This is a genomic window from Thermoproteus thermophilus, from assembly GCF_055392855.1.
Genome location: NZ_AP042466.1, coordinates 638,662 through 654,055 on the forward strand (window position 1 = coordinate 638,662; position 15,394 = coordinate 654,055).

At 49.5% G+C, this 15,394-nt stretch carries 15 protein-coding genes; 11 read left to right on the forward strand and 4 right to left on the reverse strand.

Annotation, left to right across the window (positions count from 1 at the left end; translation table 11 throughout):
* Positions 1–41: 41 nt before the first annotated feature.
* The 4 genes from ACZ5PA_RS03775 to ACZ5PA_RS03790 all read left to right on the forward strand — a co-directional run bounded on the left by ACZ5PA_RS03775 (position 42) and on the right by ACZ5PA_RS03790 (position 5,560).
* Positions 42–1,589, forward strand: a complete 1,548-nt coding sequence (locus ACZ5PA_RS03775) for a GTP-binding protein (RefSeq protein ID WP_464930943.1) — start codon at positions 42–44, stop codon at positions 1,587–1,589.
* 17 nt (positions 1,590–1,606) lie between these two features.
* A complete protein-coding gene (gene cas4 / locus ACZ5PA_RS03780; RefSeq protein ID WP_464930944.1) occupies positions 1,607–2,257 on the forward strand; it encodes a CRISPR-associated protein Cas4 in 651 nt (216 codons plus the stop codon).
* A gap of 113 nt (positions 2,258–2,370) precedes the next feature.
* Complete coding sequence (locus tag ACZ5PA_RS03785) at positions 2,371–4,299, forward strand: heterodisulfide reductase-related iron-sulfur binding cluster (RefSeq protein ID WP_464930945.1); 1,929 nt, start codon at positions 2,371–2,373, stop codon at positions 4,297–4,299.
* A gap of 16 nt (positions 4,300–4,315) precedes the next feature.
* Positions 4,316–5,560 (forward strand): glycosyltransferase family 2 protein, encoded by a 1,245-nt coding sequence (locus ACZ5PA_RS03790; RefSeq protein ID WP_464930946.1) that lies wholly within the window; start codon positions 4,316–4,318, stop codon positions 5,558–5,560.
* Here the strand turns inward: ACZ5PA_RS03790 and ACZ5PA_RS03795 are convergent.
* Positions 5,535–6,590, reverse strand: coding sequence for an inositol-3-phosphate synthase (locus ACZ5PA_RS03795; protein ID WP_464930947.1), 1,056 nt, complete (start codon positions 6,588–6,590; stop codon positions 5,535–5,537). The two genes, ACZ5PA_RS03790 and ACZ5PA_RS03795, sit on opposite strands and share 26 nt — an antisense overlap.
* 73 nt (positions 6,591–6,663) lie before the next feature.
* On the opposite strand from ACZ5PA_RS03795, the gene ACZ5PA_RS03800 reads away from it, so the two are divergent.
* A complete protein-coding gene (locus tag ACZ5PA_RS03800; protein ID WP_464930948.1) occupies positions 6,664–6,978 on the forward strand; it encodes a PadR family transcriptional regulator in 315 nt (104 codons plus the stop codon).
* Here the strand turns inward: ACZ5PA_RS03800 and ACZ5PA_RS03805 are convergent.
* Both ACZ5PA_RS03805 and speD read right to left on the reverse strand, forming a co-directional pair.
* Entirely contained in the window at positions 6,975–8,012 is a 1,038-nt protein-coding gene (locus ACZ5PA_RS03805) for a zinc metalloprotease HtpX (protein ID WP_464930949.1), read from the reverse strand. The two genes, ACZ5PA_RS03800 and ACZ5PA_RS03805, sit on opposite strands and share 4 nt — an antisense overlap.
* Positions 8,013–8,453: 441 nt before the next feature.
* A complete protein-coding gene (gene speD / locus ACZ5PA_RS03810; protein WP_464931275.1) occupies positions 8,454–8,840 on the reverse strand; it encodes an adenosylmethionine decarboxylase in 387 nt (128 codons plus the stop codon).
* 117 nt (positions 8,841–8,957) lie between these two features.
* Here speD and ACZ5PA_RS03815 point away from each other — a divergent pair, with 117 nt between their 5' ends.
* Together ACZ5PA_RS03815 and ACZ5PA_RS03820 are read left to right on the forward strand one after the other, a co-directional pair.
* Entirely contained in the window at positions 8,958–10,796 is a 1,839-nt protein-coding gene (locus tag ACZ5PA_RS03815) for a threonine--tRNA ligase (RefSeq protein WP_464930950.1), read from the forward strand.
* A 30-nt stretch (positions 10,797–10,826) separates the two neighbouring features.
* A complete protein-coding gene (locus ACZ5PA_RS03820) occupies positions 10,827–11,024 on the forward strand; it encodes a hypothetical protein (RefSeq protein WP_464930951.1) in 198 nt (65 codons plus the stop codon).
* Here the strand turns inward: ACZ5PA_RS03820 and ACZ5PA_RS03825 are convergent.
* Positions 11,021–11,605: a nucleotidyltransferase gene (locus ACZ5PA_RS03825; RefSeq protein WP_464930952.1), complete on the reverse strand. Its 585-nt coding sequence runs from the start codon at positions 11,603–11,605 to the stop codon at positions 11,021–11,023. The genes ACZ5PA_RS03820 and ACZ5PA_RS03825 overlap by 4 nt on opposite strands.
* Before the next feature lie 129 nt (positions 11,606–11,734).
* Between ACZ5PA_RS03825 and ACZ5PA_RS03830 the strand changes: the two genes are divergently transcribed.
* From ACZ5PA_RS03830 to ACZ5PA_RS03845, 4 genes are read left to right on the forward strand one after another with little or no spacing between them, the layout of a single operon-like run.
* Positions 11,735–12,907 (forward strand): phosphoglycerate kinase, encoded by a 1,173-nt coding sequence (locus ACZ5PA_RS03830; RefSeq protein WP_464931276.1) that lies wholly within the window; start codon positions 11,735–11,737, stop codon positions 12,905–12,907.
* Complete coding sequence (locus ACZ5PA_RS03835) at positions 12,904–13,935, forward strand: type II glyceraldehyde-3-phosphate dehydrogenase (RefSeq protein WP_464930953.1); 1,032 nt, start codon at positions 12,904–12,906, stop codon at positions 13,933–13,935. Before ACZ5PA_RS03830 ends, ACZ5PA_RS03835 begins: the two co-directional genes overlap by 4 nt.
* A complete protein-coding gene (locus tag ACZ5PA_RS03840) occupies positions 13,916–14,335 on the forward strand; it encodes a universal stress protein (protein ID WP_464930954.1) in 420 nt (139 codons plus the stop codon). The genes ACZ5PA_RS03835 and ACZ5PA_RS03840 overlap by 20 nt, the downstream gene beginning before the upstream one ends.
* Entirely contained in the window at positions 14,332–15,393 is a 1,062-nt protein-coding gene (locus ACZ5PA_RS03845) for a family 1 glycosylhydrolase (RefSeq protein ID WP_464930955.1), read from the forward strand. The genes ACZ5PA_RS03840 and ACZ5PA_RS03845 overlap by 4 nt, the downstream gene beginning before the upstream one ends.
* Position 15,394 lies beyond the last annotated feature (1 nt).

The following is a 15,394-nucleotide window of genomic DNA, read 5'->3' on the forward strand; positions in this document are numbered from 1 at the left end:
GAAAGACTAAAAAAGGCCTTTTTCCCTTTAAATTCGGTGTAATGTATCCTCCAGAGAGCGAGGAAGGGAATATAGAATACAAATTGCTAATTAAAGATGTCGATATAGACCATCTAGCGGGTCAGATGAAGAGGAGGCTCGTGGAGGGAGGAGGCGAGGCGCTCTACATAATCGGCGTATCCGACGACGGTAGACCGCTCGGCCTCAACGAGGAGGAGCTCAAGGAGGCACTGGCCGCTATAAGGAAGGCCGCGGAGAGGATAAACGCAGTGGCGTACCTGGTGAGGCTGGGGGACGGCGTAAGGGGCAAGGTGGCCGAGGTCCTAATAAGGAATAAGGCCGGCGAGGACAAGCCGCCTCCCGTAATACACGTCGTGGCCTTGGGCAACGTCGACGCCGGTAAGTCCACTCTAGTGGGAGTCCTCGTGACCGGCCGTCTCGACGACGGCAGAGGGAGCGCGAGGGCCTACGCAGCGCGTTTTAAACACGAGGTGCTAACAGGCAGGACGTCGTCTGTGTCCACGCGCCTCTTGGGCTTCAAGGGGTACGAGATCGTCAACGTGGATCTGCCCGATCCCCTCGACGAGGCCGCTGTTTATCTCAACTCGGATAAGGCCATTTTGTTCATCGACGTGGGGGGACACGAGGGCTATCTCCGTACGTCCCTAAGGGGGATCTTGGGCAACGCGCCCGATTACGGCATGCTTGTAGTCGCCGCTAATTCCGGGGTGCAGAAGATGACGAAGGAGCATTTAGCCGTGGCCATCGCCATGAACATACCGGTGTTCGTAGCCATCACGAGGATCGACATAACCCCCAAGGAGGTCCTCGAGAGGACGCTAGACGACGTATTGAACTTGCTCAAAACTCCAGGCATCAGCAAAGTCCCGTATATCGTAAAAAGCGATGGCGACGTGGTCGTGGCGGCTAAGAGCATGCCGGTCGGCCGTATAGCGCCTATATTCTTAGTCTCCAACGTCACCGGCGAAGGCCTCGATAAGCTGAAGTTGTTCCTCTCGCTATTGCCGAAGAGATTACGTTGGCCGAACGATGGCAACCCGCTCCTCTATATATCGGAGATATACAAGGTGAAGGGGGTCGGCACTGTCGTAGGAGGGTTGCTCGAGAGGGGCAGGCTCGCCGTGGGCCAAAAAGCGCTTATAGGCCCCCTCGATGACGGCAGTTGGAGGCCCGTCAGAGTTAAATCGATACAAATAAACAGAGTACCCGTCGGCTCGGCCAGCGCAGGTCAATACATAACCGTGGCCATAGAGGGGTTCGACGACGTCCGCAAGGGCATGGCGCTCGCCGCAGAGCCCCTTAAGTCCGCAGTCAAGATAAAAGCAGACGTGATAGTGTTGAGGCACCCCACGGCGATAAGGCCCGGCTTCACTGGCGTCCTGCACGTGAAGTCCATAAGGGCCCCCGCCACGATAACCTGGATAGACAAGGGCGTCCTCATGATGGGCGATATGGGCGAGGTGGTGCTCAGCCTATCGCGGCCCTGGGCCGTGCCCTACGGCGAGAGGTTCATCTTCAGGAACGGCCCCACGAGGATATTAGGCAAGATAAGCCAACTTATTAAATAGGGCAGAAACTGAAGGCGGTGCTTATACCTCCGCCGCTTTGTAGGGCCGTAAAGTGCGACGACTTGGAGTATTTGACTTTTGACGAAGCGCTTAGGGAGCTCGAGAGAACCGACGAGGTGGAGGTCTTGAGGCCTAATATATTCGCAGTGAGGTACGACTTCAAGAGGATAACCCCGTCCATGATAAACGACTACGAGTATTGCCCCCGTCTGCTTTGGCTACAAGCCAAGCTCGGGAAGAAGCTGTTGACGAGGAGATCGTTGGTGGCCTTGGTAAAGGGCCGCCTTCTACACGAGAGGTACGAGAGGGCCTTATCGATTAAAGAGGACGTCATAACGGAGTACAAGATAGAGGTCGACGACATGGTTGGCGTCGTCGATTTGGTCTTCAAACGCGGTCGCTCGTTGATACCCGTCGAGATAAAGAGCGGGATGATCTCGCGCGAATCGCACGTGAAACAACTGCAGATATACATAGAGTTATTGAGGTCGAGCTTCGGCTACCTCGTCTATAGGAACAAGGTAGAGAGGGTGGAGTATAGAGAAAACGCCGTGAGTATTCTCGAGGATATAAGGAGCGTTTTAGAGAGCCAAACACCGCCGCCTATTAAAGGAGATTCTTGTAAGAGCTGTCCATTTAGATTTATATGTAATATATATTCTAAATAATGCTATATTCTTAAAAAATAAATAAAGCATACACTTTAATAATAGAAACAAAACTATTGATTAATATTGAAGCAAAAAGGAATCTATAAAAAGATTGAATTTTTATGTTGGATATGACTCCGGCGTATATCGAGTATTTGGATATGCCGTGGTACACGCCGTATATCGTTTATTCGCTAGCCCTCGCCTCTGCAACATCATTACTGTATTTTACAAATAAACTATTAAAAGAAGTAGGAGGACTATATTTTATTATAAATGCAATATTTAAGAAAAAGTCATATAAATTCTTAAAAGAATTTTTGAGTCATGAGAGATTCTTGGCGTATGAGACCATCGGAGGAGTTGCGCATTATTTCCTTGTCATAGGGCTAGGCATATCCCTTATTGCCACGATAATAGTCGCTATAACTCATTACGCGAGGATAACATACGACGGGTATCTCTTCCTGGTTTTTAGGTTCTTGTTAGATATTGCTGCCTTGTTGTTGTTGGTCGGGCCTTTTTTGGCGATTATTAGAATAATTAAAAATAAATATAGATATAATAATTATAAAGAATATATATTAATATTAGTAGGATTTATTTTGATTTCAATTACAGGAATTATTTTACAGAGGTTTAGAATAGAGGCGTATTTCGGTGGTCCGACTTATTGGTCCCCCCTCTCCTATGCGGTCCCGATGCCCACTCTCAATACATATATAATTTCATATTTTATACATATATCAATAGTATTTCTATTAATTTCAATAATACCATTAACTATGTTAAAACATATGATTTTATCATTTATAAATTATATAGGCGTAGATAGAAACTACGGCGAGCTCTCCACGCCCTTCGACCTAGAGAAAGTTATCGAGTCGGGCCAAACCGAGGTAAAAGTCGGTGTTAAGTCCAAGGCCGACCTAGACGGCCTCCACAAGATTATGGTTGACGCGTGTACTAGATGTAATAGATGTGAGGATGTGTGTCCAGCCACCAGGGCCGGGCGTCCGCTGAGCCCGAGAGTTCTCGTGAATAAGATATCTGCGGCGAGCCTCGACCAGACCTTGTTCGAGTCCGGCGTGCTCGAGGACGAGGTGTGGTCTTGCACGACGTGCGGCGCGTGTATGACGTCATGTCCTGTATATATAAGACATATAGATTATATAGTAGATATTAGAAGAAACCTTGTATTTGAATCAAGAATAGATCAAAAGAAGACAGATTTATTGATGTCGTTGAACCAATATGGAAATACCCTAATGCAGAGCAATTACGGAAGGCACAACTGGCTGAAGGAGTTAGGAGTTAAGACCGTAGACGAGAACCCAAATTTCGAGTACTTGTTGTGGGTCGGCTGTATGGGCAGTTTCGACAACAGAGCTCGTGAAATAATCAAGGCGTTTGTCTCGATATTAAAGAGGGCGAACCTCTTGGACAAAATAGCGATATTAGGCGATGAGGAGACTTGTTGCGGCGATCCCGCCAGGAGGCTCGGCGAAGAGAGTAGATTCCAGGAAATTGTCTTAAATAATAAGAATTTATTCAATAAATATAATATAAAGAAAATTATAACTATATGTCCACATGGTTATAATACATTTAAAAACGAATATAGGCGTTTCGGGGTTGAGCTGGAGGTTTGGCACCACAGCGAGTTCATAGCGAAGCTCGTCGAAGAGGGCATTATCGAGGTCAAGAAAGGCCAAGAGGTCCTCACAATACACGATCCTTGTTATCTCGCCCGCTACAACAAGGTCGTAGAACCACAGAGAAAGATAGCGATTAGGCTCGGCGAGCTCAGAGAGGCTGAGCTACACGGAGAGAAGACGTTCTGTTGCGGCGCCGGCGGCGCTAATTATTGGTACGACGTTAAGGAGGAGAAACGCATCAGCCACATAAGGCTGGAGCAGCTTACGGAGACCAAGGCCTCCACGATAGTGACTCTTTGTCCCTTCTGCAACGCCATGCTTTCCGACGCGGTGAGGACTAAGGAGGCCAAGGCGGTCGTCAAGGACATAGCAGAGGTCGTTCTTGAAAACCTAAATAAATAGAGGGCTACTCCATGATATGGTTTTCCTCTTGTTGTTGCTATTGGGCTCTCTTGTATCCACTTGGCACCTAATCGCCACGTTGTCCTCCTCGGAGAAGCCTCTGAGGAGCTCGCCCTTAGACGATGCCGATGGAGTCTACGTCGTGATACCGTCTTGTAGAGACGAGAACTTGTTGGAGACGCTTCCCAAATGGCTATCGCAGAAGTACAAGAACTATAAAGTAGTTGTGGTCGAGGATTGCGGAGATCGCAGTATAGTAGATCCGTTTCAGCTCAAGTACTCAGGCACGCTAAAAACGCCGAGGCCCATGAAGGTGTACTCTGGCGAGAGGCTGATCCTCTTCATGAGGGAGGGCAGATTCGGGCTCAAGGGAGGCGCCTTGAACGACGCAATAAGGGGATTGCTCTTGTTGAAGCCCATCAAGAGCCCCAGATATGTGATCTTCGCGGACAGCGATCACGAGCCCCCCGACTACGACTTCATAAAAAGAGCCGTGACGGCCATAAAGGAGCTAGGCGCCGACTTAGTGCAGGGAGTACAACGGCATTTGTACTTGGGGTCTTCTCTGGACGCCTTGGTCTCCGTATCTCACGACATATCGGGGACTATGTTGGTGGGCAGAACGCGCCTAAACGCCATGCCTATATTCACGGGATCCACCGCTATAGTTAAGCTCGAGCCATTGACCAAGCTCTGGTTCTCCGAGGACACCGTCACCGAGGACCTAGATCTGTCAGTTCGCATGTGGTTGAACGGGTACACAATAGCCGCCACGTGGAGGTTCTACACATGGGGCCGCCCGCCTAAGACCATCAAGTCCTATTTTAGACAACAACTACGATGGGCGTCTGGCACTATCAGGGTGTTTCTGAAATACGTCTGGCTCGTTGCAAGGAGCGATATGCCGTTGTTGAGGAAAATCGATTTCTTCTTCCAAGGGACTGTGTTCGCCAGTGGGTTCATTTATGTCTCTATAATATTATTTTTAATATATAAATTATTATTTGGAATTTCATTCTCTATTATTGAAATAATTATATTATTATATATGTTAATAATTGGTTTAACTATAGATATCTACGTGGAAACGAAGCATCACACGCCGGTTAGGTTCGACCCACTCGTGCCCCTCCTCGAGTTCATCACGGCGTTTGTGCACATGTGGGGAACTTTGTTGGGCTTGTTGGGCCGGGAATACGGCTGGATCAGGACCGAGAGGAAGCAATTATTGACGGCTAGTTCGTCCGCTCCCCGTTTATGAATTCAACGACGGCCTTATACGCCTCCTCGGGCGGCATGTGTATAGGCGGATTCTTGAAGCCCCAAGCCGATGCGCTGTATATAGGCCCCCCGATGTTTCTGTCTAAAGCCAATTTGGCGAGCCTTATCGCATCCACGACTACGGCTGCGCTGTTCCACGCGTCGTGTACTTCCAACTCCACCCTTATGCTGATGGGAACTCCGCCGAATATACGACCCTCTATTAGCATATGCGCGATCTTCCTATCGCCGAGAAACGGTATGTAGGCCACAGGCGCTATGTACGCGTTGAAGTCCTGCCCCTCGGCCATCCTCTTCACCGCCAAGGTCTTGGTCTTCTCCTTATCGCCTTTTCTGTACATGAGGTTGGCGAAGTCGGGAGTTCCGCCGACGTTTATCTGGTAGGTATCCACTATGTTGACGCCCCTAAGCGAGAGCAGATGTACCAACGTCTTGTGCAACACGGTGGCGCCTATTTGGTTCTGCGTATCATCGCCCAGCAACGGGACGCCCCTCTCGGCGAATTTCTTCTGCCACGCCACGTTCGTCGCAATGGGCGCTGGCATGGCGTTTATGAACGCCGCCCTCGCCCTCAAGGCGGCCTCGGCATACGCCTCGGCGGCCCTTCTAGCCCCTGTGGGCAAATAGTTGACCAATACCTCCGTGTTGGTCGACTCGAGCTCCCTCACCACGTCCTCGATAGTACCCTCGACGATCTTCTCGACGAGACCGCCCTCGGGCTTGCCGTCTAGCGCCGGTCCGGCCCTAACCACTACGCCGAGTTTGTCTGGTTGAAACACCCTCGTGGCATTGTTGGGGGGCGAGAATATAGCCTCTGCTAAGTCCTTGTCGACCTTCCTCGCATCGATATCAAAGGCCGAGGTGAAAGCTATGTCCTGCACGGTGTAGGTCCCGATTTTCTTAAAGGCGACCAGCGGCTCGAGCTCCGGGTATTTCTTGTACATCTCAACGCCTTGCACTAAGGCAGATGCGCAGTTGCCGACTCCTGCTATGCCTACTCTGATGGGCATAGCTATCTAAACAGATCTGTTAATAAACTATTCTGTAAGCATAAGTATTTAAACCGGCGTTGCCGGAAATAGAGTGCCCACGAGAGCTTACCTTCGATTCCGCAACTGTATAGGCAAGGGGAATCTATGGCTTTACGTCGTTGCGATACTCTTGAAGGAGGGGCCGTTGCACGGATACGGGATAATATCTCGGCTGAGGTCTCTGGGGTTCGACATAAGCAACGTGTACGGTTACGTCTTGTTGAAGAGGATGGTCGTCGACGGGGTTCTAGCCGAGAGGGAGGAGGCGGGCAGAAAAGTCTACGTGGTCAGCGAGGAGGGCCTGAGGTCTTATCGGATAGCTATAAACGAGATGAAAAGGTTATTGAACTTCCTAGACGTCGGCTAGAGCTCAACGCTGTCGAGGAATCTGAGCCGCTTCGGCGTAGGCGGGTGGTCCGATAAAATCTCTTGAATGCCGCTCACTTCGATCTTCTTTATCCTCTCGACTACATCTGGCGTCACGTCGACGAAGGGGCTGGCGTAGGCCGCGGCAAACGCGTAGATGAACAGCGCCTTCAGCTTACTCTCGCTGATCTGCTCCTTCATCCCCCCGTCCTCGTAATATAGATGTAGCTTCGCCAAGGCCTTCTGCATAGCCCACCTGCCCGCCGCGCGGGCGCCGACATAATCGGCGTAATATTCCCGTAATCTGCTGAAAGCTAAGACCAACAACTGCTCGATGAAAGAGAGCACTACTAGCGCGAGCCCGACGAGCGCGGCCAAGCCGCCGGACCCTCCTCTTTCATTCCTCCCTCCTAAAAGTCCTTGCCACATGAGGCTGTAGCCCAGGTAATAGACTACTGAGGGGAACAAGCCGAAGAACAACATAACTAGGTTATCCTTGTGGAGGTGGTGGCCGAGCTCGTGCCCGACGACAGCCTCGAGCTCGTCGCGGCTCAACATTCGATATAGGGAGCGGCTCACAGCGACGTATCTCCCGGTCAAGAAATTGCCGTACGAAAATGCGTTCGGAGGCCCATCGACCAATACGGCCTTGACCTTGTTCATGCCGAGCCGCCCGGCCACGCTATCGACTATGCTTTGTAGTTCTTGGTCTGTTTTAGCATTATATGTTAAATTTATTAATATTGGTGATAACATATAAGTTATTAAATTTATTATTAATACAAATATAACTATATATGGAATAGAATATATAGAAACATAACCTCCGACATATAGCACAGCCCATATTGCGGCGGCCGTTATCGAGACGAGCACGATGGCCAGTAAAGCCATGGAGACGTATAACGAGAACCTACCGCTGAACTTACGCGCTACTTTAGGCGCTATGGTGGACGCGAGCAACAACATGACGATATAGCCCACAGCCATTGTGACCCAATATACGGGATCGAACCATATGAACGGCATCAGCATAACGGGAAGTTCGACCACGATTTAAATACTTTTCCTAAAGCCTCTATTAATATAATAATAATTTCATTATTTAAAAGTTAAATTTATATTAATATATATAGAAAAAAATAAATTATTTATAAATGTAGAAAATGATATAAGTAAAGTTCAGCCGAATAAAAATAGAGATAAAAAACGTGAGCGAATATGTCAACGAGCTATTGAGGTATATCAACGAAGCTATGGCGATGAGGGGGACGGCAATTGCGATTAAAATAGAAAAAATATGCGGTGTTAATAGAAGATGCTCTTGGTATATATATAGATATATGTCATTACTTGAAAACAAGAAATTAGTATATAAATGGAAAAAGGGAACTTGGATCGTAGAAAGGGATAAAGTACCCCTCTTGGAGTCCTTTATCATCGAACTCGTGCCTAGAAGAAATAAAAAGAGAAAGATTATTTAATATATCTATATGATCGATCTGAATAGTTTATAGTATAGCGTTTTGGTTTAAGTCGATTTATTATATATCTAAATGCAGAAAGGGGATCTGACTGCTCGCCGCACGTGTAGACGTCGATAGTGGCGTATCCGTACGCGGGCCAAGTATGGACTGCTATGTGGCTCTCTAATACTAACGCGATGACCGAAACCCCCTCCTTATCTCCTCCCTTGAACCTCCAGCTATTCACCTCGACCAAGTGCATATTGGCCACTTCGGCGGCCTTTATCACTATATTTCGCAATTCGTCCTCATCAGAGAGGATCTCTTGATCGACACCATACGCCTCGCCGTAATAGTGTTTTCCGACGATCGGAACGCTTCCCTGTATTGCTTGCATTGTCTGCATCGCTGACTGCGCGAATGGCACCAGTATATAAGCCTAATGTTCCCGTAAGAGTGCCTTGAGCAGTAATACGAAGGAGTATTCTTAATAACAAGGGCGCAGACCAGCGCTATGCGCGTGTTGTTGATCCACGCGGAGTCCTTCAGATGGGAGCCCAGAGAGGCCGCGGGGGAGATAAGGGACGACCCAGTGTCCGGCGAGGCTAAAAACGCCCTAGTGGCCTTCATAACGGTCGAGGAGGGCGATGTCTTAGACGAGGCGTATCTCAAGAAAATCTCGGACGATATCCTGGACGTCGCTAGGAGAGTAGGCGCCGAACATATAGTCGTATATCCCTACGCCCACTTATCGTCTAGATTAGCCCGTCCCTATATCTCTAAGGAAATTCTAAATAAATTATATGAAATACTATTAAATAATAAAGAAAATATCAAAGTTCTTAAAGCACCATTTGGATATTATAAACAGTTCGAATTGAAGTGTTTAGGACATCCTCTATCCGAGCTAAGCCGGTCTTATACGCCCGAGCACTTAGCGCCGACGCAAGCCCAGCCCAAGCCGCATGAGGACGTCTATATTATATTAACTCCCGAAGGCGCTGAGTATAAGCCCGGCGAATATCCGCTCGAGAAGTACCCCGACCTCAAAGCGCTTGTGGACAAGGAGGTCTTCAGAAAGGAGTTGCCGGGCGGGACGCCGAAGTATATAGAATATGTAAGGAGGTTCACGTTCGAGTGGGAGCCCATGTCCGATGTAGGGCATATGAGGTACGGGCCGGACGCCACGATAATGATGGAGCTCGTAGAGGACTACGCGTTCCAAGCGGCCAAGTCGCTCGGGATTCCGGTCTTCAAGATAAGGGGCACGAACATGTTCAAGCTCAGTGAGAAGGCCATAGAAGCCCATGCCAAGTTATTCGGCGAGAGGCTCTACATTGTGGAGACCGACGTGGACTCGATACTGCGCTACGCGGCGTGCTTCCAGCAGTTCGCCATGGCCAAGGACTGGGTGATAAGCTACAAGAATCTGCCCTTCGGCATGTTGGAGATAGCCGATTCTTATAGATACGAGCAACCGGGCGAGACAGTGTTGTTGTTCAGGTTAAGGAGATTCTATATGCCTGATCTCCATATATTCACTAAGGATTTAAATGAAGCTATACAAGTTACATATAAATTACATCAGAAAATATTTGAGGAAATTAGGAAAATAGGAAGAGATTACGTATCGCTATATAACGTGACCAAGGAGTTCTACGAGGGGCATAAGGAATACCTCGTCGAGCTCGCGAAGAGGGAGGGCAAGCCCATTCTATTAAGGATATTGCCCGAGCAGAAATACTATTGGGTCCTCAACGTCGAGTTCCACATAGTGGACGAGCTCGGCAGGCCCCGCGAGATAGCCACCTTCCAGATAGACGTGGGTAACGCGATGAGGTTCGGTATAAAGTATGTCGACGAGGAGAACAAGGTGAGATATCCTGTCATAATACACACCGCCATCCTTGGTAGCGTTGAGCGTTATTTGTTCGCGTTGTTCGACACGGCGGCGTTGATGGAGAAACGCGGCGAGGCGCCCAGATTACCCACTTGGATATCCCCAGTCCAAGTAAGAATAATACCAGTAAACAAGGAATATCTAGACTTCGCCGTGAGCTTGGCGGAATTTTTGGAGAACAGACAAGTGAGAGTCGACGTGGACGACAGGGAGGAGACCTTGTCGAAGAGGATACGAGATGCGGAAAGGGAGTGGATACCGTATATAGTAGTCGTCGGGCAGAAGGAGGCGTCCTCGGGCACCCTCACCGTGAGGGTTCGCGGCAAGGGACAAGTCCAGATGACTAAGGACGAGTTGGCTGACCTCCTGCAAAAGGAGACGGCCGGATATCCCAAGAGGCCTCTCTATATGCCGAGGCTGCTCTCGCAGAGGCCCTCCTATAAGCAACTATAGGCAAGTTGCTTAAAGAGCGGCGTACATGGCATGAAGCACAAAGGCTCTCTGTTCGTGGAGGAGACCTTGTTGCTGTTCTTAGCCATAGGCATATTCGTGGCGTTCGCGCTCACCGTGACCGGCATGATAAAGGGGGCGCTGAGCGGCATTCTGGGGTTCAGAAACGAGACCAACGCGCTCTTAGATCAACTAGTGAACGCAGTTAGGCAGTTCATTTTTGGCAGTTAATCTATATAAATACCGTTTTTATTTAATCTATCAATAATATTTTCTTTTTCTTGTTGAAATAAATCAATTATTTGCTTAATATAATTTTTATTAATAGTAATATTAGTTTTAGGATCGGCCAATATACGCGCGACCATCGAGATGAACTCCTCGGAATCCTTAGTCGCCATCTTTGCCTTCAAGACGAGGAGATCCTCTATTCTAATGCTTTTTATTTTAATGTTGTCTATAGAAATAGTTATAGTATTATCAATAATCTGAGAAGGAATATATATATCCAAGATGTTTTCTAGAAGATCGACCTTCAACAACTCGCCGGCTACCAGCAACTCGAAGTATATTGTGCCGTGATCCGTGGTGCCTATATCCCATTCTCTTTCTTGTGCTATTTTTTCAAATATTTCATAATCAAGTATTGTAGATTTATTTATAATAAATAAATCAATATCTAGAGGGTCATAATCTATGTTATAGACAAGGGGCAATACGGCGGACCCCACTAGGGCGAAGTCAATTTCATAATCACTAAGAGCCCTTGCCACTTGGACGAGCCCCTCTCGGTATTTCCTATATCGATCCATGCGCTCAAGAGGGTCCAATCTTTTAAAGTTGCCATATATAGACTATATAATGAGTGTTATGGTAAAGTTTTTAATAACGTATTTTCCCGATAAATTATGTTAGAACAGGCATTATCGATTATACCAGATATGTCGAAATGCCTTATACAAAATAAAAAAATAATACTTAGGATAGATATAAATTCTCCAATAAAAAATAATAAAATACTTGATGATTATAGATTAAGAGCTCACGCAAAGACATTGGCAATCTTATCGGACCACGGGACTAGGACTGTGGTGTTGGCCCATCAGGGGAGGCCGGGCCAAGACGATTTCACCTCGCTTGCGGTACATAGGGAGTTGTTGGAGAAATATTCGGGGAGACCGGTGGCGTTCATCGAGGACGTGATAGGGCCCGCTGCCTTGAAGGCCGTGGACGAGTTAAGGCCTGGCGAGATCCTCCTCCTGGAGAACGTGAGGATTTTATCAGAGGAGCTAGTAGAGGGTCCGCCCGAGAAACAGGCCAATACTTGGCTTGTCAAAAAGCTGGCGCCGCGTGCTGACTACTTCGTGTTCGACGGGTTTGCGGTGGCCCACAGATCGCAGCCGAGCGTCGTGGGCTTTCCAATGGTCATGCCGTCGTGTATGGGCCATGTCATGGAGCGGGAGCTATCGGCTCTTTCAGAGATATGGCGTAATAGGAAGCGCACGCTCGTGGTAGTGGGAGGGGCCAAGGTGCCCGAGTCCTTGAGGGCCATTAAGGAAGTCCTCGACAAAGGGCTCGCGGACCGCGTCTTAGTAGGAGGGCTCATAGCCCTAGTCCTCTTGGCTGCCAAAACGCGGCCTAGCCCGCCGGTTAGGGCCTTCCTCGAGGACGCGGGGCTTATCTCTGAGGTGGAAAAGGCCAAGGCCGTCCTCGAGAACTACGGGGACTTTATCGTGTTGCCCGAGGACTTCAAGACCAAGGCAGGGGATATGGCCTCGACTGACTTGAGAGAGTTGCCGGGGGATATAGGCGACGCCACGGCTGAGAAGTTTGCTGAGATCATGAAGGACTACGAATACGTGGTCGTGACGGGGCCCATGGGCAAGATAGAGGACCCGGAGTTCTTCGAGGGCACGCGCCGAGTCCTCGAGGCCGCGAGCAGACGCAGAGGGATTATAGGGGGCGGCCACACGATATTAGCTGCTGAGAAGGCCGGCGTGGCCGAGAAGATGTTCCACATATCGACGGGCGGGAGGGCGTTCCTCATGGCGTTGACGGAGGAGCTACCCGCCGTCAATGCTCTTATAAAATCTGCCGAGAAGTTCTGGCGATGAGGGTAGGCATTGTCGGCTACGGCACTATAGGAAAACGTATAGCAGATGCCGTAGCGGCGCAAGACGATATGCAAGTCGTCGGCGTCTTGAAAGTAACGCCCGACTACGAGGCCTATGTGGCGCTCGCCAAGGGCTTGAAGGTGTACACGCTCCCCGACAAGATCGATAAGTTCGAGAAGGCCGGCATAAAGCCCGCCGGCACGATAGAGGACTTGATCAGAGCCTCCGACATAATCGTGGACGCCTCGCCGGACGACGTGGGGGCCGAGAACAAGGCGAAGTACTACTCCAAGTTCGATAAACCGGTGATATTCCAAGGGGGCGAGGACGCCGACGTGGCCGAGGTCAGCTTCAACGCCTTGGCCAACTACGACGAGGCTAGGGGAAGGCGTTACGTGAGAGTTGTCAGTTGCAATACGACCGGCATCACGAGGGTATTGACGTCTCTGCTATTGAACGGCATCGGGATCAAGAAGGCCAGGGTATTCATAACGAGGCGCGGCGCCGATCCAAAAGAGCACAAGAAAGGCCCAATAAACGACGTGGTGCCCAACCCGGCCGCTGTGCCGAGCCACCACGGCCCAGACGTTCAGACTGTATTGAAGAACGTGGACATAGTCACGATGGCCATCGCCGTTCCCGTGACGATAATGCATATGCACATGGCCTACTTGGAGCTAGACGGCGCCCATTCGCGTGACGCCGTGTTGGAGGCCTTCGCCAAGACGCCTAGGTTGTTCCTCGCAGATGTGGGGGCCGGCTTCCAGAGCCTCGCCCAGATCATAGAATACGCTAGAGATCTTGGGAGGCCCAGAGGGGACTTCCCCGAGGTGGCCGTCTTCAGAGACTCAGTGACTGTGAGGGGCAACGAGCTATACTTAATGTACGGCGTTCATCAAGAATCGGTGGTGGTGCCGGAGAACGTAGATGCGATAAGGGCCGTTGGAGGGCTCGCGGGCAAGTGGGAGTCGATTCGGAAAACTGATAAATCGCTTGGCTTAATCTCGCATGGAAAAGTATATGGTTGACGAACCGGCCTACAAGCTGGCGTACAGGTTCAGGAAAGTGTTGATCCCCATAACGCCCGACGAGAAGGCGCTGGGCGCCATAGAGGTGGCCAAGGACTTCTACTTAAGGTACGGCTCGTCGATAGTTTTCATATACGTTATCGACGGCGCGGACAAGAGCTCAGAGGTGAGGGAGTTGCTCTCCAAATACGCCGAGGGCATCAAGTACGAGCTCAAGATCGAGAAAGTGAGGGAGAGGGAGACCGTGGCCTCCGTCATATTAGAGGAGATAAGGAGAGGTCTATACGATCTCGTGATAGTAGAGTCGAGGGGCTATACCGGCGTGGAGGCGTTGTTGTATAATTCATTGTCGGTTGCCATAGCCTTGTCGGCTCCCTCTAGCGTCCTCATCTTGAGATGAGGATAGGAGCCGCGATCTCCCCCTATCAACACTTCGGTATTTGTAACTGCGACCTCCCCGACGAGGTGGGGGCTAGGCATATACAGTTCTTCGAGATGGACATAGATGCGGCGAGGAGGATAGGCCTCGATGCCTTCAGGACGGGCGTCGAGTGGGCATTGTTGGAGCCGGAGAGGGGGAAGCACAGCAGTTCTTGGACGGCTCTTTTCGAAAGGTATTTGTCTTATATCAAGGAGAGAGGATTGGAGCTCTGGCTCACGGCGCATCACTTCACTAATCCTAAGTGGGTTTGGAAAGAGGGGGGATGGGAGTCTAAAAATATAATAAAATATTTTTTAGATTATATAGATTATATTTTAAGATTTTTTGGAAAATATATAGATTATCTTTTAATATTTAATGAACCAGAAATATATATTTATCTGGCTTATCTGAAAGGTGATCTACCGCCGCATGGTTTCCTGGCTTATAAACACGCCGAAAGGGCTTTTAAGAACATCAAGGAGGCTATCATTAGCGCGCGGGATTTAGCTAAAAGCTACGGCATCTCCGCGACTTTCACACACCCCTACAGAGTCTATAGGGCCAAGCTCCCGTTGCTCGGTCGACTCCTAGTAAGGATCGCCCCGTCTACGCTCGAGCTCGCCGAACAGATGGACGTGATGGCCGTGAACTTCTATGTGGTCACGGAAGTATCGCTGGGGGACTTCAAAAACGTGTTGGAGCCCGAGGCCCTCTTAAGACTGAAGGACCGTAGAGTGGCGGTGACAGAATACGGAATAGCGACTCGAAACGAGGACATCAGGCTTGCATATCTATGTAGGATGGCCAAAGTGTTCAAGAAAATGAACCCCATAGCGGCGATATGGTGGTCTTTTCTACACGGCTACGAGTGGGGGCTCGGCTATAGGCCGTTCTTCGCTTTGTTGGACGAGCGCAGAAGGCCTACAAGGCTCGCCTTAGTTATGCGGAGGGTTTTGGAGAGACCCCCCGAGGAGTGCGGCGTTGTGCCCGATGACTTGGGGCTCGAATGGAGGGTCGCGCTAGAGAGGACGTGAC